Source organism: Mycobacterium shimoidei, from assembly GCF_900417275.1.
GTDB classification, from domain to species: Bacteria; Actinomycetota; Actinomycetes; order Mycobacteriales; family Mycobacteriaceae; genus Mycobacterium; species Mycobacterium shimoidei.
This window is the reverse complement of sequence record NZ_UEGW01000001.1, coordinates 2370487-2389708: the sequence shown is the minus strand read 5'-3', so window position 1 is coordinate 2389708 and position 19222 is coordinate 2370487. Positions and strand designations below refer to the sequence as shown.

General features: G+C 65.7%; 16 protein-coding genes. 10 read left to right on the top strand and 6 right to left on the bottom strand.

Annotation, left to right across the window (positions count from 1 at the left end):
* The first annotated feature begins 3 nt into the window (after window positions 1-3).
* The 5 genes from MSP7336_RS11770 to MSP7336_RS11750 are packed head-to-tail and all read left to right on the top strand — an operon-like array spanning window position 4 to window position 4441.
* Complete coding sequence (locus tag MSP7336_RS11770; RefSeq protein WP_113963762.1) at window positions 4-1116, top strand: acyl-CoA dehydrogenase family protein; 1113 nt, start codon at window positions 4-6, stop codon at window positions 1114-1116.
* On the top strand, window positions 1113-1568 hold the full coding sequence (locus MSP7336_RS11765; protein ID WP_069395561.1) for a MaoC family dehydratase: 456 nt from the start codon (window positions 1113-1115) through the stop codon (window positions 1566-1568). Before MSP7336_RS11770 ends, MSP7336_RS11765 begins: the two co-directional genes overlap by 4 nt.
* Window positions 1565-2734 carry a lipid-transfer protein gene (locus MSP7336_RS11760; RefSeq protein WP_069395562.1) on the top strand — a complete coding sequence of 390 codons (1170 nt, stop codon included), beginning with the start codon at window positions 1565-1567 and terminating at the stop codon, window positions 2732-2734. The genes MSP7336_RS11765 and MSP7336_RS11760 overlap by 4 nt, the downstream gene beginning before the upstream one ends.
* Window positions 2735-2747: 13 nt before the next feature.
* Window positions 2748-3818, top strand: coding sequence for a zinc-binding dehydrogenase (locus MSP7336_RS11755; protein ID WP_113963761.1), 1071 nt, complete (start codon window positions 2748-2750; stop codon window positions 3816-3818).
* Window positions 3815-4441, top strand: a complete 627-nt coding sequence (locus MSP7336_RS11750; protein ID WP_069395564.1) for a TetR/AcrR family transcriptional regulator — start codon at window positions 3815-3817, stop codon at window positions 4439-4441. The genes MSP7336_RS11755 and MSP7336_RS11750 overlap by 4 nt, the downstream gene beginning before the upstream one ends.
* 81 nt (window positions 4442-4522) lie before the next feature.
* On the opposite strand, the gene MSP7336_RS11745 is transcribed toward MSP7336_RS11750, so the two are convergent.
* Window positions 4523-5368: an esterase/lipase family protein gene (locus MSP7336_RS11745; protein WP_181786974.1), complete on the bottom strand. Its 846-nt coding sequence runs from the start codon at window positions 5366-5368 to the stop codon at window positions 4523-4525.
* 84 nt (window positions 5369-5452) lie between these two features.
* Here MSP7336_RS11745 and MSP7336_RS11740 point away from each other — a divergent pair, with 84 nt between their 5' ends.
* Together MSP7336_RS11740 and MSP7336_RS11735 are read left to right on the top strand one after the other, a co-directional pair.
* Window positions 5453-6904, top strand: a complete 1452-nt coding sequence (locus MSP7336_RS11740; RefSeq protein WP_113963760.1) for an MFS transporter — start codon at window positions 5453-5455, stop codon at window positions 6902-6904.
* Window positions 6901-7143, top strand: coding sequence for a hypothetical protein (locus MSP7336_RS11735; protein WP_069395567.1), 243 nt, complete (start codon window positions 6901-6903; stop codon window positions 7141-7143). The genes MSP7336_RS11740 and MSP7336_RS11735 overlap by 4 nt, the downstream gene beginning before the upstream one ends.
* On the opposite strand, the gene MSP7336_RS11730 is transcribed toward MSP7336_RS11735, so the two are convergent.
* A complete protein-coding gene (locus tag MSP7336_RS11730) occupies window positions 7137-8753 on the bottom strand; it encodes a PPE domain-containing protein (RefSeq protein ID WP_069395568.1) in 1617 nt (538 codons plus the stop codon). The genes MSP7336_RS11735 and MSP7336_RS11730 overlap by 7 nt on opposite strands.
* 158 nt (window positions 8754-8911) lie before the next feature.
* Between MSP7336_RS11730 and MSP7336_RS11725 the strand changes: the two genes are divergently transcribed.
* Window positions 8912-9367 (top strand): SRPBCC family protein, encoded by a 456-nt coding sequence (locus MSP7336_RS11725; protein ID WP_085178708.1) that lies wholly within the window; start codon window positions 8912-8914, stop codon window positions 9365-9367.
* A 27-nt stretch (window positions 9368-9394) separates the two neighbouring features.
* Here MSP7336_RS11725 and MSP7336_RS11720 read toward each other — a convergent pair whose 3' ends face one another.
* The 4 genes from MSP7336_RS11720 to MSP7336_RS11705 all read right to left on the bottom strand — a co-directional run bounded on the left by MSP7336_RS11720 (window position 9395) and on the right by MSP7336_RS11705 (window position 14070).
* Window positions 9395-10348 (bottom strand): proline dehydrogenase family protein, encoded by a 954-nt coding sequence (locus MSP7336_RS11720; RefSeq protein ID WP_069398182.1) that lies wholly within the window; start codon window positions 10346-10348, stop codon window positions 9395-9397.
* An 80-nt stretch (window positions 10349-10428) separates the two neighbouring features.
* A complete protein-coding gene (gene pruA / locus MSP7336_RS11715) occupies window positions 10429-12060 on the bottom strand; it encodes an L-glutamate gamma-semialdehyde dehydrogenase (RefSeq protein WP_113963758.1) in 1632 nt (543 codons plus the stop codon).
* 83 nt (window positions 12061-12143) lie between these two features.
* Window positions 12144-13061: a DMT family transporter gene (locus MSP7336_RS11710; protein ID WP_069398175.1), complete on the bottom strand. Its 918-nt coding sequence runs from the start codon at window positions 13059-13061 to the stop codon at window positions 12144-12146.
* 127 nt (window positions 13062-13188) lie between these two features.
* Window positions 13189-14070: an oxidoreductase gene (locus MSP7336_RS11705; protein WP_069398176.1), complete on the bottom strand. Its 882-nt coding sequence runs from the start codon at window positions 14068-14070 to the stop codon at window positions 13189-13191.
* A gap of 159 nt (window positions 14071-14229) precedes the next feature.
* Between MSP7336_RS11705 and MSP7336_RS11700 the strand changes: the two genes are divergently transcribed.
* Both MSP7336_RS11700 and MSP7336_RS11695 read left to right on the top strand, forming a co-directional pair.
* Window positions 14230-15249, top strand: a complete 1020-nt coding sequence (locus tag MSP7336_RS11700) for a diacylglycerol/lipid kinase family protein (protein ID WP_069398177.1) — start codon at window positions 14230-14232, stop codon at window positions 15247-15249.
* A gap of 656 nt (window positions 15250-15905) precedes the next feature.
* Window positions 15906-19145 (top strand): thioester reductase domain-containing protein, encoded by a 3240-nt coding sequence (locus tag MSP7336_RS11695; protein WP_113963757.1) that lies wholly within the window; start codon window positions 15906-15908, stop codon window positions 19143-19145.
* Window positions 19146-19222: the final 77 nt, after the last annotated feature.

The window sequence follows — 19222 nt, the reverse complement described above, 5'->3', positions numbered from 1 at the left end:
CGGATGGATTTCACGTTCACCGAAGAGCAAGAGACAATCGCTAAGCTCGCGCGCGATCTCTTCGAGCACCGGGCCACACCCGAACGGTTGACGGAGCTCGAGTCCAAAGAGGTTCGCTACGACGCCGAACTGTGGCAGGAACTCGCCGAATCCGACCTGTTAGGTGTTGCACTGCCGGAGTCAGCGGGCGGCAACGGCGGTGGCTTTCTGGAGCTCGGTGTGCTGCTGGCCGAGGTCGGCTGGGCCGTCGCGCCGGTACCGGCCTATGCCACGCTGGTGCTGGGCGCGGATCCCATTGCACGGCATGGCAATCCCGACCAACAGCAACGCTTCCTGCCGGGCGTCGTCACCGGAAGCCGCATCCTGACCGCGGGGCTGGCCGAACCGGGCCGCTCCGACCCGGCCACTCCGATGACCACCGCACGACGCGACGGCGGCAATTGGCGCCTCGACGGAGTCAAAGAGCTGGTGCCGGCCGCCCAGCTCGCCGACACCGTCCTGATCCCCGCTTCGACAGCGGACGGTGAGGTCGGTCTGTTCCTGCTGGCCACCGACGCCGCGGGTGTCGAGATCCGGCCCGCGAGCACCACCAGCCGTGAACCGCATGCCGACGTCTTCTTAACCGGCGCAACAGTTTCCGATGCTGACAGACTCGCCGGCGCCGGGCCGATCGAGTCGCTGTGCACCCGGGCACTGGTCGCGTTGTGCGCACTCCAACTCGGCGTCGCGGACCGGGCGTTGCGCATCGCCGCCGCCTACACCACCGGCCGTGAGCAGTTCGGTCGCCCGATCGGCAGCTTCCAGGCGGCGCAGCAACGGATGGCCGACGCGTTCATCGATGTCGAGGCGATGCGGTGGACGACCTGGCATGCGGCCTGGCTGATCAGCGAGGGCCGGCCCGCCGAGCGGGCAGCACGCATCGCCAAGTTCTGGGCCGCCGAAGGCGGTGCTCGGGTGGTGGCGACCGCCCAGCAGGTGCACGGCGGCATTGGGATCGACACCACGTACCCTCTGCACCGCTACTTCTTGTGGGCCAAGCACAACGAACTCGCCCTCGGTCCCGCCTCTTTCCAGCTCGCCCGGCTGGGCAGCACATACCCGGAAGGACAGCCATGACGACCGCCAAAGCACGCACCACAACTCTGCAGTGGCGCGACATCGAGATGGGCGACGAGGTGACTCCCCTCGAAATCCCGGTCACCACAACAATGATCGTCGCAGGCGCGATCGCCTCGCGTGACTTCATGCCGGTGCACCACGACCGTGACTACGCGAACAAGCAGGGCTCACCCAACCTGTTCATGAACATCCTGACCACCAACGGCTACTGCGTGCGCTTCCTCACCGACTGGGCGGGACCCGAAGCGATGGTCAAGAAATTGTCGATCCGTCTCGGTGTGCCGTGCTTTCCCGACGATCCGCTGCGCTTCACCGGCAGCGTGACCGGCAAAACGGAGGGCCGTGACGGTGAAGGATTCGTCGAAGTAACCTTCAAAGGCGCCAACAGCCTTGGCGATCATGTGTCGGGCACGGCGGTGCTGAGCCTGCTGGACGGAGTCGGCGAATGAGCCGCTCGCTGCCAGGAACCACGGCCATCGTCGGGATCGGCCAGACCGAGTTTTCCAAGGAATCCGGGCGCAGCGAGCTGCAATTGGCGTGCGAGGCGGTCAGCGCCGCGCTCGACGACGCCGGCCTGGCGCCCAGCGACGTCGACGGCATGGTCACGTTCACCATGGACGCCAGCGACGAGATCGACATCGCCCGCAATGTGGGCATCGGCGACCTGAGCTTTTTCAGCCGCGTCCATCATGGCGGCGGTGCGGCAGCGGGCACCGTGCTGCATGCGGCGATGGCGGTCGCGACCGGTGTCGCCGAAGTGGTGGTGTGCTGGCGTGCCTTCAACGAACGGTCCGGGTTCCGATTCGGCGGCAGCGGACGCACCAGCGCCGAAACCCCGTTGTTCATGGCCCACTACGCGCCATTCGGATTGCTCACTCCTGCAGCGTGGGTCGCGATGCATGCGCAGCGCTACATGTCCACCTATGGAGTCACCAACGAGGACTTCGGCCGGATCGCCGTCGTGGACCGCGCGCATGCGGCCAACAATCCCGACGCCTGGTTCTACCAGCGGCCGATAACGCTGGCGGATCACCAGAATTCCCGCTGGATCATCGAACCCGTACTACGACTACTGGATTGCTGTCAGGAAAGCGACGGCGGTGTCGCGCTGGTGGTGACCAGCGCCGAACGCGCCCGCGACCTGCGCCAGCCACCGGCAATCATCACCGCCGCCGCGCAAGGCGCGGCCGCGAACGGTGAAATGATGACCAGCTACTACCGCGAGGACATCACCGGGCTCCCCGAGATGGGCGTGGTCGCCGAGCGGCTGTGGCGCGATTCAGGACTAAAGCCGCAAGACATCCAAACCGCCTTCATCTACGACCATTTCACGCCGTTCGTGTTCACCCAGCTCGAGGAACTGGGATTCTGCGGGCGCGGTGAGGCCAAGGACTTCGCCACGGTCGAGCGGCTGTCGCTGGGCGGGGAGCTGCCGATCAACACCAACGGCGGACTGCTGGGCGAGGCCTACATCCACGGCATGAACGGCATTACCGAGGGTGTGCGTCAGGTACGTGGTACCTCGTACAACCAAGTCGACAACGTTGAGCACGTACTGGTCACGTCGGGCACCGGCGTGCCGACCAGTGGATTGATTCTCGCACCGGCCAGTTAGACAGGGGACGATCATGCCCAAGCTCGCGCTGTTGACCGCGGTGGGCGGACCGATCGAACTGGCCGAGTTTCCGCTGACAACGCCGGCGCCGGGCACCGCAGCACTGAAATTGCGGATGGCCGGAATCTGTGGATCCGACCTACACATACTCCGCGGTGAGCTCCCGTTGTTCTACCCGTTCGCGATGGGCCACGAGATGGTCGGCGAGATAGCAGAACTCGGCGAGGGGTTGACCACCGATGCGACCGGCGAGCCGCTTGCGGTGGGTGATCGTGTTGTCACGCCGTATTTCTGGACGTGCGGCCAATGCCGCGCATGCGCACGTGGCAGGCCGCATGCCTGCCAGAACCTGATGGCAGGCGAGTTCCGCACTCACGACCAGGCTCCGCATTTCGTCGGCGCGCATGGCGAGTACTACTACACCACGCGCCGCCAACCGTTGTACAAGGTGCCGGAGGATCTTCCCGACGAAGCCGTGACGCCGCTCAATTGTGCGCTGGCCCAAGTGCTGTTCGCGCTGCGTGACGTGCGGCTGGGTGACACCGTGGTCATCCAGGGTGCGGGCGGACTCGGCATCAACGCCGCCGCCGTCGCGCGCACCGCGGGCGCAGCGGAGGTCATCGTGATCGACAAGATTTCCGAGCGACTTGACGTTGCGTCGGACTTCGGTGCCACGCACTGCATCAATGCCGCCGACATGTCGACCGCACAAATCACCGAGCAGATCCACAAGCGTACGGGTGGAATCGGTGCCGACTGGGTGCTGGAAGTTGTCGGTGTACCAGGCGTCATTCCCGACGGCCTCGGATTCCTCAACCACGGTGGCACGCTGCTCGAAGTCGGCAACATCGGAACCGGCCGCACGTTCGAACTCGACCCCAGCGTGCTGGTCTACGGTAACAAATCGGTGCGCGGCGTGATGCTCTACGACCCGGTGACCTTGGCCGTCGGTCTCGATTTTCTGCAGCGCACCAGCTTTCCGTTCGGCCGCTTGATGCCCAAACCGTTCCACCTGGCCGATGTCGGCGCCGCTTTCGAATCCGCCAATGCCGGCGTAGTGCCGCGAGGTGCGTTGATCCCGTGACGACCCAGGCTCGTGCGTTGACCCACGCGACCGATACCCGCGAACTCATCGTCGAATCGGCCTACGCGTGTTTCCGCCGGCAAGGACTGCAGAAGACGACGATCGTCGACATCGCCAGGCACGCGGGCGTATCCCGCAGCACGGTCTACGAATACTTCAGCGACAAGGCCGCAATCGTCGAAGCGTGCGCTGAGCATGCCTCTGCGAGCTTCTACCGGCAGATGTCGCAGGCAATGGACCGAGGCACATCTTTAGAAGAAAGATTGAGTCGCGCAGCGGTATTCGTGACGCAAGCCCGACGTGCCATCGCCTCCGAGGAGTACTTCGACGAAGTCGCGATCAGCGTGCTGCTCACCAAGGACGCTGCGGTGTTGCTGCGCGAATGCGTCGACTTCTTCGCGCCCTACCTCAACGCGGTCAAGCTGACCGGTGAGGTTCGCAAAGACCTCGACGTCGAGGCTGCGGGTGAATGGTTTGCTCGAATCTTGTTCTCGCTGTTCAGCACACCGTCATCGACGCTGAATATGGACGACCCCGACGTGGTCGCCGAGTTTGTGCGCGCGCACGCGGTCCGTGGATTCGCCACCGAACGCCCGCGGCCGCGGCGAGCGGTCGGATCCTAGCGACTCGGCTCAGCGTGAATGCGCCGCGATTTTCCCGCCCTGGGTTCACTCTGGGCGCCAAGGATTCACACTCGGAACAGGTCAGCCCGCTGTCGAGCTAGGTAACTCGGATCCAGGTTCGCGTTGGTCGGGTGGCAGATCGGGTCGCGGAAACAGCGGGCGCAGCGCGGCCGGCGGCTTAAACGGTGCCCACTCGCCGCTGGGCTGCGCCAGCCGGTCAGCGACCGCCCACACCACCGCCGGGTTGTGGCCGTAGCCGAAGTGGCTGCCCATCACCGCGATGTTCTCGGCTTGGGGGGAACGAAGATCCAGGCACGCCTGCCAGGCGACCACTCCGTCGTAGCGGGAGTAGATCGAGGTCGCCGGGACCGGCAACGGCTCGGTTTCCAGATCCAGCGGCGCGGCACCCCGGTCGACGTGCAGGTGTGAGAAGCGGTTGAAGGCCGCACTGGCACGGGTTTGGTTTCGATCCGCTAAGCGAAATGGGCTGCCCAGGGTGATCACCTGGCGCACAGACGACGGCCGGCGCCGGGCCATCCCCCGCGCGTAGATGCCGCCGAGACTCCAGCCGATCACGCTGACGGGGCTGCCGTAGCGGGTGTGCAAGTCACGTAACCGGTCACCCATCCCGGCGACCGCTTGAGGCGTCGGACCGATGTTTCGGCCGAGCCGCCAGCCGTGCACCCGGTACCCCAGACCGCGCAGAATCCGGCGCAATGCCAATGTCGAGATGTCGTCGGCCAGCAGACCCGGCAGCACCAGCACCGGGTGTCCGTCCCCGGCCGGCAAGGCGCGTCGCAGCGGCAGCGACGAGAGCAGCAGGCCGAACTCGACCGCCGCACGCGCGGGGTCGGTCAGCGCCAGGGGCAAGGACGGCGCACCGGATCGGCGCGGGCGCTCGACGGGTTGAAAGACAGCCATGAGTATCAGCCTGCCATCAAGCCGCAAACCTGTTTGGCATACCGTCGAGCCGGTGTGGGTATGTGCGGGGCACACTCACGAAAGGTTGCGATGAGCTCGGGCGTAGAAACAGCGACTATCACCACGCAGGTCCCGGCCCGCCTGGACCGGCTGCCGTGGTCGCGGTTCCACTGGCGGGTGGTCGTCGGCTTGGGCGGCGTCTGGATTCTGGACGGCCTGGAAGTCACCATGGTCGGCAATGTCGCAGCCCGGTTGGTCCAGCACGACAGCGGCATCGACATCAGTGCGGCACAGATTGGCGTCGCGGCGGCCTGCTATATCGCCGGCGCCTGCTCGGGCGCGCTGTTCTTCGGTCAGCTCACCGACCGATTCGGCCGCAAGAAGCTGTTCATCGCCACGTTGGCGATCTACCTTGCGGCCACCGCGGCGACTGCCCTGGCCTTCGCCCCCTGGTACTTCTTCGTGGCGAGGTTCTTCGCGGGCACGGGTATCGGCGGCGAGTACGCCGCAATCAACTCCGCCGTCGACGAGCTGATCCCTGCAAGGGCCCGGGGACGCGTCGATCTGGCGATCAACGGCTCCTACTGGCTCGGATCGGCCGCCGGTGCCGCCGGCGCCCTCGTCTTGCTGAACACGGCCATCTTCCCGATGAACATCGGCTGGCGGATCTCGTTCGGTATCGGAGCGGTGTTCGGGTTGGCGGTGCTGCTGGTGCGCCGCAGCGTTCCGGAAAGCCCGCGCTGGCTCTTCATTCACGGCCGGCAAGACGAAGCCGAGCGCATCGTCGACGGCATCGAGGCCGGCATCGAGGGGGAAACCCGGCAACCCTTGCCGAAGCCGGAGGGATCGTTGACGATCCGCCAGCGCAAGTCGATCCCGTTCCGGGAGATTGCCAAGGTGGCCTTCACGCTCTATCCGCGCCGCGCGATCCTTTGTCTGGCGCTGTTCATCGGGCAGGCGTTCATGTACAACGGCGTCACCTTCAACCTCGGCACCATGTTGAGCGGTTTCTACTCGGTCGCCTCCGGCACAGTCCCGGTGTTTTTCATCTTGTGGGCACTGTCCAACTTCGCGGGCCCGGTGCTGCTCGGCCCACTGTTCGACACGGTCGGACGAAAACCGATGATCTCGCTGACCTACCTTGGTTCCGCCGTGGTGGCGGTCGTGCTGGCCGGCATCTTGGTGAGCCAATTCGGCGGTGTCTGGACGTTTTTGGGTGTACTCATGGCGTGTTTCTTCCTGGCGGGTTCGGGTGCCAGTGCGGCCTACCTGACCGTCAGCGAAATCTTTCCGATGGAAACCCGTGCCCTGGCCATCGCGTTCTTCTATGCCGTTGGCACTGCCATCGGTGGCATCAGCGGACCGTTGCTGTTCGGTCAACTGATCGAATCCGGAAGCCGGCAGCTGGCCGCGCTGTCGTTTCTGATCGGCGCCGCAGTCATGGCGATCGGGGGAGTGACCGAACTGATCCTGGGCGTCAAGGCCGAAGGTCAGCGACTGGAAGATCTCGCGGTGCCGCTGACTACCGCGGACAGCTCATGACGGCCGGCCGTTGGGCATGCCGGCTGATGGGGCACCGGCTACGTTTTCACGCCGACGGCCAAACCATGCATTGGGAGTGCGCGCGTGGCTGCGGTCAAGCCGGTGGCCACAAGACCTATGACACCGCCGAACAAGCGATCCGCTACGCCGCGGCGTTCGACCGCACCGGCGACTTGGACAAGCGGGCACCAATGCTCGGACTGCTGCCACTTCGGTTGTGGCACAAGCTACGTCAGTAGTTGCGGTCCCAGCTGGCGGGCAACATCGGCACCGCCGTGCCGGTGTCGAAACAATCATCGGCCTGCGTGACCAGCCCTGCTGGGGCGTGCATTCCAGCGAGTCCCAATGAACCCGCGCCGCAATCGGAGTGCGTCGCGCCAGCTGGTTCGTCTTCGGTTGCGCCCCAGTCTGGTTCGGCGTCGACATGCATCGGCATGAACTGCTCACCGTAGCCGGGCAGGCGCTTGCGCTGACGCCGGCGGGCGCGCGCCTGCCTTCGTGTCGACGCCCGCGACGCAGCCGCGGCGCTATCCGGCTCGGGCGTCTTTCGTTTGGCGCTGGAACTGGCGGAGGAACCCAGGCCCGAGCCGAAGCCGATGCCGGGTGGCGCCACCACGTAAGGCGGGACGAAGCCGGCCCCGCTCGCCGGCATCGCCGACGGCGGTGGCGCCGGAGCGGCAACGCTGCTCACCGTCGACGCGGGTGCCGCAGCGGGCGCCGAGCCGGCCGCGGCGGACGCCGCCCCGAAAGTCGGACCTGTCCCCGCTGGAGGCCAGCCGTCGAGCGCAACGGGCTCCGGCGCCGGCGCCGGCATGCCACCCGGTTGTGGCAAGCCGGCCAGCCCGGCCAGCCCGGCGAGACCCGGTGCGGATCCGGCCGAGGCGGGCAGGGCACCGGCCATCGCCGCGGCAGCCAGCAGCTGCGGCGACTGGCTCACTGTGGTTGTCAGCTGGGCGATGTGGGTAGGCCAGTCGAACAACGCCAGCGCGGCTACATATTGCAATGCCTGTGTCGGATTCTGCGACAACTGCAGAGAGTTCTCGAACAGTTCGAGGGTTCGCGCCAGATACCAGATCGGCTGGCTGGCATCCGCATAGTAGTCGTAGACATGGCCGTTGAGCGTGCCCCCGGCCGGGTTCCAATCGATTCCGAAGTTGTGCAGGATCTGAGCGACAAAAGTAGTCAGGGCGTTGGAGACCGTCGGGTCGTGCGCGAGCGGGCCATCGGTGATACCGAGACTTTTCAGGATGGGCTCGAGCGCATCCAGCAGCCCCCGCAGCGGATTAGTGGTCACCGGGCTTTGGGCGGCGGATTTCAGGATTTGCGGCGCCGGAACCGGCTGCGGCGTCGACGCCACCGCCGCAGTGGAGACGGCCTGATAGGTAGTCATCGTGGTAGCGGCCTGAATCCACATCCGCACATAGTCGGCCTCGTTGAGCGCGATGGGGATGGTGTTTATCCCGAAGAAATTTGTCGCCACCAGCACCGCGTGGGTGGCGTGGTTGGCGGCCAGTTCGGCCAGGGTCGGCATCGTCGCCAGCGCTGCGGTGTGGGCTGCGGCCGCGATCTCGTGCTGGGCGGCCGTCGCTGCGCTGTCGGCGCCGGCCTGCAGAAGCCAGGCCACGTAGGGCTCGTGAGCGGCCAGGTAGGCGTCGGCGCCCGAGCCTTCCCAGGTGCCGGCCCGCACTGCGGCCACCAGTTCATTCAGCTCGTCGGCCGCGGCGACGTATTCGGTACTGAGCGAGGCCCACGCTGCTGCGGCCGCCAGTAGAGGTCCCGACCCCGGGCCGCTGCTCAGCAGCGCGGAATGCACCTCCGGCGGAGAGGCCATCCACACCGGCGCAGTCATGACCCACCCCTTTGGGCTGTGATTTCGGGTGGCCCAACTTTAATATTCGCCTGGCCTGATGAAAAGCGTTATCGGCTGATTCCGCGCGCCGCAGCTCGTGTGTGAGGGATTGTCCGAATCACCACGTCTACTCCGGCTCCCGGGTACGTTTCGCCTGCATGAGCGGGACGTTGTCATGTCGGGTCGAGCAACTGTCGAGCGCGAAGCCTGCGACGATATTTGACCTACTGATGGATGTCGAGCGTTGGCCAGATTTCATGCCGACTGTGTCCGCCGCGTCATGGGAGCGGCACGGAGAGCCTGACACCGGAAAGGGTGGGGTCAGGCGGATGCGCATCGGGCACAGCGTGATACGCGACACGATCGTCGGGGGAACGCGTCCACATCATCATGCCTATGTCGCATCGCTCCCGTGGTACATGTTGCTCAGGGATTACCGGGGTGACATCCGCGTCGAAGATCGCCCGGACGGGTGTCGCATCATCTGGACCGTGACGTGCGCACCGCGCATTCCCGGCTTCGCAAAATTCATGGAGTCCAGGCTCAGTGCATCCTATGCGCGTCTGGCACAGGCGCTGGCCCAACAAGCAGAGGGCGCCACACCGCTCGAGTAACACAACCTCTTACCGGTGACCTTGCCCTCAGCGCTTGGCCAGCGCGCGCACGAAGAACTTCAAGTTGGCCGGCCGTTCGGCCAGCCGGCGCATGAAATATCCGTACCAGTGTGTGCCGAACGGCACGTACACCCGCACCTGATTGCCGGCGCGCACCAGCCGCTGCTGCTCGTCGTCGCGAATGCCGTACAGCATCTGGTATTCGAAATCTCCTGGTGCCCTTCCAGATTCGTTCGCCAGGGTGGGCACCGCACTGATGATGGCCGGGTCGTGTGTGGCCACCATCGGGTAGCCCGACCCGACCATCAGTATCCGCAGGCACTGTAGATACGAGTCGGTGACCGCAGCACCGTCACGCAGGGCGACCGACGCGGGTTCGTCGTAGGCGCCCTTGCACAGCCGGACTCGGGCCCCGCTGGCCGCGAATTGTTCGCAATCGCCGCGGGTGCGTCGCAGGTAGGCCTGCAACACAACTCCCAGCCAGGGAAAGTCGGCTCGCAGCTCGGACACGATGGACAGTGTCGAATCGGTGGTGGTGTGGTCTTCGGCATCGACGGTTACCCAGGCCCCGACTTGCTCGGCAGACTCGCAAATGGCGTGCGCGTTTTCCAGCGCGACCTTTTCGCCGTCGCGGTCCAATGCCTGACCCAGCGCCGAAAGCTTGAGGGATACCTCGAGCGGACGCACACCCTCGTGAGTGGCGTCCGGCCGCTGGCCCAATGCCTTGAGAAGTTGACGGTATGTGCCTGCCCTGGCTTTGGTGTCGTCAACGTCGGTAACATCCTCACCGAGATAATCGATGCTGACGAAGCGGTGCGAATCTCGCAACATTGCAACGCTATTCAGTACCGAGTCGATGGTCTCCCCCGGTACGAACCGGCGTACCACCTTACGGGTGACCGATAGCCGCTCGGTGGTGCGCCGCAACCTGTCGGAGCGGCTCGCCGCCAGAATCGCCGGGCGTACCGTGCTGGCGAACAGCCGCGATCGCCCCGGTTCAATGGGGGCGACCCGCTTCGCCCGGCTTCGCCGCGCTCGCGATCGCCCCCGCCCCGATGACATCAGTCCGCCGACATGTGTGGATATTCGTGATGGACAGCCGGCAAGAAGGTTTCTTTGATCGTGCGCGCCGAGGTCCAGCGCAGCAGGTTCAGCGCGGAGCCGGCCTTGTCATTGGTGCCCGAGCCGCGGGACCCGCCGAATGGTTGGCGGCCCACCACTGCCCCGGTCGGCTTGTCGTTGACGTAGAAGTTCCCCGCCGCGAACCGTAGCCCGCGCTGGGCGGTCAGCACCGCGTCGCGGTCCTCGGCGATCACTGCGCCGGTGAGCGCATACCGCGACCCGGTATCGATCACGTCGAGGATCCGTTCGTATTGGTTGTCCGGGTAGACGTGCACGGCCAACAGCGGACCGAAGTACTCGGTTGCAAACGCCTCGTCACCTGGATCGTCGGACAGCAGCACCGTCGGACGCACGAAATAGCCTTCGCTGTCGTCGTATTCACCGCCGACGGCGATCGTGAGGCCGGCTGCGCTCTTGGCTCTCTCGATGGCTTTGACGTTCTTGACAAACGCCCGCTGGTCGATCAGCGCACCGCCGAAGTTGGTGAAGTCGGTGATATCACCAAACCGCAGCTCGGCGGTGGCGGCCAGGAAATCATCACCCATCTTCTGCCACACCGAATGCGCAATGAACGCGCGCGACGCCGCCGAGCACTTCTGACCCTGGTAGTCGAAGGCGCCGCGGATCAAGGCGGTGCGCAACACGTCCGGCCGGGCCGAGGCGTGGGCGAGCACAAAGTCCTTGCCGCCGGTCTCCCCCACCAGGCGCGGGTAGCTGCGGTAGCGCTCGATGTTGGTGCCGACCTCCCGCCACAGGTGCTGAAACGTTGCGGTCGATCCGGTGAAGTGGATACCGGCCAGCCGCGAATCAGCAAGTGCCACATCAGAAACCGCATAACCATCCCCGGTGACCAGGTTGATCACCCCGGGCGGCAGTCCAGCCTCCTCCAGTAGCCGCATGGTCAGATAGGCGGCCAAGGTCTGGGTGATCGACGGCTTCCAGACCACCGTATTGCCCATCAGTGCCGGAGCAGTCGGAAGGTTGCCGGCGATCGAGGAGAAGTTGAACGGCGTTATGGCATAAACGAATCCGTCCAACGGCCGGTAGTCGGTTCGGTTCCATTCGCCGTTGCCACTGATTGGCTGTTGCGCCAGGATGTGCCGGGCGAACGCCACGTTGAACCGCCAGAAGTCGATCAGCTCGCAGGGCGCGTCGATCTCGGCCTGGTACGCGCTCTTGGACTGGCCGAGCATGGTCGCGGCGGCGATTTTCTCCCGCCACGGCCCAGCCAACAGCTCAGCCGCCCGTAGAAAGATCGCAGCACGTTCGTCGAACGGCATGGCCGCCCAATGTGCCCGAGCCGCCATGGCCGCCTCGACGGCCGCGGCGGCCTCGGCGTGCCCTGCGTTGGTGAGTGTGCCCAGGCGGGCGGAGTGCCGGTGTGGCTGCACGACGTCAATCCGCTCACCGCTGCCCATGCGGTGCTCGCCGCCGATCACGTGCGGCAGGTCTATCGGATCGCCGGCCAGTGCGGCCAGTTCGGCGCTCAGCCGAGCACGCTCGGGTGAATTCGGCGCGTAGTCGTGGACCGGTTCGTTGCTGGGCAATGGAACGTCGGTGATCGCGTCCATGTTGTCAGGATGCCCCCCGACGGACCGGAATGCGAGGAAGCGCCGCGGCCTTGAAACGCCGGGTTAGGTGGAAGTTCAGCTGCTCAGGCTTTGGACGGAGCCGTCGGGTACACCTTGATAGCGGTGTCACGGCCGGAACCGGCCGAAATGCTCGCAGCCTCACCGCGGGCCAACGCCACGGTTGCGACGATCACCAGCACCACCGCGGCTGCCAGCAGAATCGACTCCGGGCCACTGGCATCGAGCGTCTCGTTGAGTACGAAGACCCCCAGCGCCACAGCGACCACGGGTTTCGCCACGGTAATCGTCGGCAGTGACGCGGTGAGCGCACCGGCCCGGAACGCGGACTGCTGAAAGATCATCCCGGCGACCCCCGCCAGTATCCACGCATACAGCTCGGGGGTAGCCAGCAAGTGGATGGCGCCCTGGTGCAGCACCTCGACGATGCCCTTGGTCAGCACCGCGAACAGCGCCAGCGACGAACCCGACACCGCCGCCAGCAGCACCGCCGAGGTCGGACGGTCCTGCCAGATCCGGGCCCCCAGCACGCAGAGCGCCAATGCCGGGCCCATCACCAGAGCCACGACGATCCACGCCGTCAGCGAGCCGCGGGAATGCCCGGCCGACGGATCGCCGACCTTGATGACCAGTGCCAGCGCCGCGGCCAACACGATCGCCCAGACCCACTCTCGACGGCTGATCGGATGGCGGGCCACTCGCGCATAGATGGGCAACGCGAACAGCAGCACCGTCACCTGCAACGCGGTAACCAACATGACCGAGCCTCTGTCCAGGGCCGCGGCCAGCAGGCAGTAACTGGCGACGTCTCCCAGGCCACCCGCCCACCACCGACCGTCGCGCACCAACATGCCGAACAGCGTCAGGTGGCCGACGCGGTCCTCGGTGATCTGCTGTGCAATCCGTTGACGAACCACGCTGCCAATCGCGGCAGCCAGCGCGGCGCACAGCGCGAACAGCCCTGCGATCTGCACATTCGCCATTAAGCGACCTCCTCGCTGACGCCAGCCGGGCAACCTTTATCACCAAAAGTTTCTTTCGCGGTAACTCTAGTGTCCACAGTGTGCGCAGCAGCGCGCACGACGAAACTGGTTGATCGCGAGGCAAATCTCACAGCGGAAACTTGACACCGGTGAGCCGCTCCGACAGATCCCACAGAGCGGTGGCGGTGCTCGCCCGTTTGGCCGGCCAGTTGCGCCACGTCGGCCCGCTGCGGCCATAAAACGCGAATTGTGGGCCGACGAAGGTGTTGCCCGGCAGATCCTGCGACGCCGCGTACAACGTCTGCCGCGCGCCGAAGTCAGCATCGGTGGATACCACACGGTCGACGCCCATCACCACGGCGTCGCTCAACTTGTGGCCGGACTGGCCCTGAAGATTGGTGTGCGACCAGCCGGGGTGGGCGGCCAGCGCGCGCAGCGAACTGCCGACGGCCCTCAAGCGGCGCTGCAGCTCGCTGGTGAACAGCAGGTTGGCCAGTTTCGACTGGCTGTACGCCAGCCACCTCGAGTATGGCCGGGACTGCCAGTGCAGGTCTTTGATGCTGATGTAGCCGAACATGTGCATGAGCGACGACACCGTCACGACCCGGTCGGTGAGCTTGGGCAGCAGCAGGTTCGTCAAAGCGAAGTGACCGAGGTGATTGGTGCCGATGTGGCGCTCGAACCCGTCGACGGTCAGCCCGAAGTCGGCGGCCATGATGCCGGCGTTGTTGATCAGGACGTCGACGTGATCGATCCCGTCGGCGAAGTCCCGGACTGAGGACAAATCTTCCAAGTCGAGTTCCCGGACCTCGACGCGGCCGGTTTCGGACCCGGGCATGCGGCGGGCCGCGGCCTCCCCTTTGTCGGTGTTGCGCACGGCCAGGATGACGTGCGCACCGACCCGAGCCAATTCGCGGGCGGTCACCTCGCCCAGTCCGCTGTTGGCGCCGGTGACAATGGCGGTGCGCCCAGCGAACGAGGGCAGATCCGCCGCGGTCCAACCAGCCATGGCAGCCACCCTAATGAACTCGTGCCGCCGCGGCCGGGTACAGGTCCGCGTCCGCGCCGGCGGGCTCGTCGCAGGTATCGTCCAGGGAATGCGCGCGGAATCTCCCCCGGTCCCCTGGGCGTCGGACCTGTCCGCCCCGCATACGCTGGGGTCCTGCGGATGTATCTAGGCGTCATCGTCAATCCCAAAGCGCGCAAGAACCTTGCTGCGCGCGGTGATCGCGCGGCGGACCTTCGGCGCGTCGTCGGCCGATGGGGCGAGGTGCACGAAACCGCGTCCATCGACGAACTCCGCAAGACCATCGAGCAACTCGCTCCACAGGTCAGCCACCTGGTGGGCGATGGCGGCGACGGTGCGCTGCACTGGTTGATCAACGAAACGGAGCAGCGCGTCGCCGATCCCGAACACTGGCCGACGTTCGTGCCCACCAACGGTGGCAGCGTCAACGCCGTCGCGCGCAAGGCGGGAATACGCGGAAGCGCCGACGCGATCGTGCGCGCGCTGACGGCTGCCGCCGAGAAAAACCGGCCTCCGCCCGAGGTGTTCCTTGACACCTTGCAACTGGACGGTGAAACGGCCGACGGCGCGGCATTTCACCGCCTCTGCTTCGGCCTGGCCGCCGGAGGTGTCGGTAACCGGTTCTACGACAAGTACTACGCCAACCCTGACCATGGCCGGGCGGCAGTCGCACGGGTGATCGGCCGCACGTTCGGCGACTACATCGGCAACAAGGTGGCCCCCAGCCGCATGCACCGGCCCAACTGGGCGACACACCTATTCGCTCCGACGCATGCCCGCGTCGTGATCGACGGCGAGGAGGTGCCCACCCGAACGCACCGGCTGCTGCACGCCGGCGCAATCGACCTACGGATCGGTGGTCCGTTTCGGCTGTTCCCGAAGGCCGCCCAAGCCGGTCTGTTGCATTTTCAAGCCGGCGAGACCCGGCCATCGAAGATCGTCGTCCAGCTTCCGGCGGCCCTCACCAGCGGCAGCGTCCGGGGTCGGGGGGTCCGCGACGTCAACGGCCGGGAGATGATCATCGAGGCCGACGACGAGCCGCTGTCGCCGATCATTGATGGCGAGCGCTTCGACGGCATCGTGAAGCTGGTGGCGCACGCCGGGCCGCGCATCCGCGTCGCGCACGTCTCTGCACCCTGGCGTATCGCAATCCCGACCTGATCGAGCGCAGGCAAGCCCACCGCACCAGAGCTTCTGTGTCCATAGCCGCGGGTCTGTCAGCAGTTCAGTATGTCCGTTTCAGTAGCTCCGTACGGCAAAGGCTGTACGGTGTCGCCATACACCATCAGGAGCCCATTCCCGCAGGCAGAGACAGAAGTTTGCTGAAAATCTCTAGCTCGGAGCCTACCAACCGGTAACCCGGCTGGATATTGATTTGCAGACCTGGCTCACCCTGTCGGGGTCACCGGGCGGGCGCCGCGGCCTATAGCCGCCTGGCGAACATCGATCATTAGTTACGGAAACCGGAACCGCGTACCTCAGTAGTCCCGTATTTCAGGCCGTTTACCTGCATAGATGCTGGTCAGAACGGTGCTGAAATACTGAACTACTGTCGTACGGAAATCATCGGAGCAGCGGGCGTCACCGACCGCGCCGGTGCGCCACCCTCCCATCGGATGCATAGATTTACTCAGTAGCTAAGTGCCAACTGTGAAATTGATGTAAACCCTTGAAAAAGCTGGACGATGCTTTGCCAGCGGCCGGTCCTCGGGGCTACGATCGGTCTAACGCGCGTGCCTTTAGCAGTTTCCGCGTGTGCCTCTAGCAGTTTCATTGATCGCAGTTCGGACGAGCCTGGAAGGGAGAGTGACTCCGTGATGGAGACGCTTATTGACTACCTGGAGAAGTGGGAAGCGGAAAAGCCGGACCAGATCCTCTACCGGTTCGTCGACGTCGATGGCCACGAGATCGAGCACTACACGTACCAAAGCTTCGCCGAGCGGACACGTGAGCTGGCTGCCTATCTGTATGCGGACGCCGGGCTGCGCAAGGGCGACCGGGCGCTGCTGGTCTACCCACCCGGGCTGGAGATGGTGGCCGCTTTGTTCGCGTGCGCGCGCATCGGCGTGATCGCCGTCCCAGTCAGCCCTCCGCTGCCGATGACGTTCGAAGCAGGGCTGTCCAAGCTCAGCTACGTCGCGCGCGATTGCCAGGCCAAGGCGGTGCTGTCCACCAAGCAGTTCGAGTACGACTTCCGCCTGCTGCTCGGCGATGGCGAAGGCGCGCAGGCCTGGCCCGGCGCCGTTCGTCCCCCCGAACTGCCCTGGCATGCAACCGATGCCGCGCAGGACTTCGGCGGCGGACCCGTGCCGGACTCCCCTAATTCGGTGCTGTTCTTGCAGTACACCTCCGGCTCCACAAACGACCCCAAGGGCGTGGTCGTCAGCCACGCCAACGTCATCGCGAACAGCGCGGGCTTCCATGACGACAACGAGGTGGCGGTGAGCTGGCTGCCGCAGCACCATGACATGGGGCTGATTTCCGCCTACTTCTTCATTCTGGTGCTCGGCGGCACCACCCACGCGATGTCGCCGGCCGACTTCCTCGTGCGGCCGGCTGCGTGGCTGCGGCTGATCAGCGACGTGCGCGCCACCCACTCGCCGGCGCCGAACTTCGCCTTGGAGTACTGCCTGCGCGAGGACAAGCTGCCCAGCTCCGAGCTCGAGGGAATCGATCTGAGCAGCCTCGAGAGCATCGTCGTGGGCGCGGAGCCGCTGCGGGCGAAGAGCTTCACCCGATTTCGTGAGCGGTTCGCGCCCTACGGCCTGGACCCGAGCGCACTGACCGGTGCGCACGGGTTGGCGGAAAACACCCTCGTCGTCTCCATGAAGGGTCGCCAGACGCTGGCCCTGAACAAGCGGGCGCTGGACAAGAACCTGGTGCGGGTGGAAAAGGCGTTACCCGAGAACAACAACCAGGCCCCGGTGGTCAGCTGCGGCAAGCCGCTGGATGGCAACATCGTGCGCATCGTCGACCCCGAATCGCGCCAGGACCTCGGCGAGGGCCGGATCGGCGAGATCTGGGTGGACGGCCCGTCCAAGGCGGGCGGCTACTGGCGTCGGCCCGAGAAATCCGCGGAGACCTTCGAAGCGCGCATCGTGGGCGATGCCGAGCACACCTATCTGCGGACCGGCGACCTCGGCTTCCTGTACGAGGGTGAGCTGTTCTGCTGCGGCCGAACCAAAGATCTGATCATCGTTCGCGGCGTCAACTCTTACCCCGGCGACATCGAAAGCGTCGTGGAACAGGCCGCCGAGATCCGCAAGGGCTGCACCGCCGCGTTCTCTGTCGAGCGCGACGACGAAGAGGTGCTGGTTGTCGTTGCCGAGGTGCGCGACGAGAACAAGCTGCCGGACGGCAAAGCGCTGGCGCGAACGATCCGCCGGCAATGCCACATCGATCCGCACACCATCGTGTTCGCGCGGCAGCGCAGCGTGCCCAAGACGACTTCCGGCAAGATCCGGCGCGCGGAGACCCGCAAGCGCTGGCTTAACGGCGAGTTGCCGGTGCTGGGCAGCTACAGCAACCCGGTCCAGGACGACCTGGATGTCGACGCTGGTCCGCTGGAGCGGTTCCGCTACCTCGTCGAGAGCTACGACCTCAGCGGGGACGAGGACTGCTCGTTCGCCGACCTCGGCATCGACTCGCTGACGCTGGCCGAGCTCCGCACCGACCTGCAGCGCCTGCTCGAAGAGAACGGGGCGGGAGAGCTGGCCGACGAGGTCAACACCCGGTTGTTGCAGCGACTCACCGTCGCCGAGCTGTTCCAACTGGTGCGACAGTTCGATGACGACTCCGGCCAGCCGCTGCAAGCCGTGCGGGAGCAATTGGATCGGATTTCCGCCGAATACGAGGCATACGAGGCCAAGCAGATGCGCGCCGACGCGCAGCTGGCGCTGCCGGATCTTCCGCCGGCGCGACCGGGCACGCCCACCGACATCCTGTTCACCGGTGCCACCGGGTTCTTGGGACCGTTCCTGCTGAGCAACCTGCTTGCGCAGACGGGCTACACCGTCCACGCGCTGGTCCGCGCCACCGATGCGGGGCACGGTCTGGATCGAATCATCGCGTCGCTACGCCGGGCTCAGCTGTGGTCGCCGGAACTCGACGCCGAGGTGCGGTCGCGGGTGAAGGTGATCTGCGGGAACCTGGCCGAACCCAACCTCGGGATCGGTGAGGCGGCGTTCGGCGAACTGGCCGAGCGCATCGACATGATCGTCCACAACGGTGCGCTGGTGGACTACGTCCGCACCTACGACGGTCTGCGGCCGGCCAACGTTCTCGGCACCAGGGACCTGTTGCGGCTGGCGATGACCACGCACCGCAAGGCCTTCCACTTGGTCTCCAGCACGTTCATCTACGGCTGGAGCACCCTGCCGGTGGTCGGCGAGTGGGACGCGAACACCGAGATGAAAGGCCTGGACTTCGGCTACTCGCAGACCAAGTGGGTCGCCGAGCAGCTGACGCTGGCCGCGCAGCAGAAGGGTCTCGACGTGCGCATCTACCGGCCGTCGCTGATCTCTCCGACCAGCGCTGGCTTCGGTAGCCAGGAGGACATCCTGGTTCGCCTGACCGCGTTCATGATCCAGCACGGCATCGCCGTCAACGCGCTCAACCAGGTCAGCCTGCTGCCGGCGGACCTGATCGGCGAACACATCGTCGCCCTGATGGGCCTACCGGCCGAGGCGGGCACGGTCTTCAACATGACCGCGGATGACTACTACAACCTGACGGACGTCACCCGGATCTTGTCGGAGCGCTACGGGTACCGATTCGACTACCACGACATCCCGTCGTTTGCCCAGGAGGCGAACCGCCGGTGCGGGCCGCGTGATCCGCTGTTCCCGCTGGTCGATTTCCTGATCCGCTCCGCGGACAAGATCTCGGCGATGCGGGACAAGCGTTACGACAACGCCCAATACCGGTACGCACGAGCGCTGGCCAAGGTTCGGTTGCGCGAACCGGCACTGACCGACACCGTCGACCACCTCGTGCGGTTCCTGCGGCAAGAGCGTCTGATCACCGAATCGGAGGCGGAGGCGCAGTGCAGCGCGTGACCGCCACGCGGGTTGGCTTTCCGCCCGTCTTCCCGTCCTCACCGGCGGGAAGGCGGCGGGAGGCCGCTCGGCAGTAG

Coding starts and splice junctions, on each gene's coding strand:
- MSP7336_RS11710 (WP_069398175.1), bottom strand. CDS start 13,061: ATGGCGAATGTGCAGATCGCAGGGCTGTTCGCGCTGTGCGCCGCGCTG.
- MSP7336_RS11705 (WP_069398176.1), bottom strand. CDS start 14,070: ATGGCTGGTTGGACCGCGGCGGATCTGCCCTCGTTCGCTGGGCGCACC.
- MSP7336_RS11730 (WP_069395568.1), bottom strand. CDS start 8,753: ATGACTGCGCCGGTGTGGATGGCCTCTCCGCCGGAGGTGCATTCCGCG.
- MSP7336_RS11700 (WP_069398177.1), top strand. CDS start 14,230: ATGTATCTAGGCGTCATCGTCAATCCCAAAGCGCGCAAGAACCTTGCT.
- MSP7336_RS11770 (WP_113963762.1), top strand. CDS start 4: ATGGATTTCACGTTCACCGAAGAGCAAGAGACAATCGCTAAGCTCGCG.
- MSP7336_RS11740 (WP_113963760.1), top strand. CDS start 5,453: ATGAGCTCGGGCGTAGAAACAGCGACTATCACCACGCAGGTCCCGGCC.
- MSP7336_RS11765 (WP_069395561.1), top strand. CDS start 1,113: ATGACGACCGCCAAAGCACGCACCACAACTCTGCAGTGGCGCGACATC.
- MSP7336_RS11735 (WP_069395567.1), top strand. CDS start 6,901: ATGACGGCCGGCCGTTGGGCATGCCGGCTGATGGGGCACCGGCTACGT.
- pruA (WP_113963758.1), bottom strand. CDS start 12,060: ATGGACGCGATCACCGACGTTCCATTGCCCAGCAACGAACCGGTCCAC.
- MSP7336_RS11725 (WP_085178708.1), top strand. CDS start 8,912: ATGAGCGGGACGTTGTCATGTCGGGTCGAGCAACTGTCGAGCGCGAAG.
- MSP7336_RS11760 (WP_069395562.1), top strand. CDS start 1,565: ATGAGCCGCTCGCTGCCAGGAACCACGGCCATCGTCGGGATCGGCCAG.
- MSP7336_RS11695 (WP_113963757.1), top strand. CDS start 15,906: ATGGAGACGCTTATTGACTACCTGGAGAAGTGGGAAGCGGAAAAGCCG.
- MSP7336_RS11755 (WP_113963761.1), top strand. CDS start 2,748: ATGCCCAAGCTCGCGCTGTTGACCGCGGTGGGCGGACCGATCGAACTG.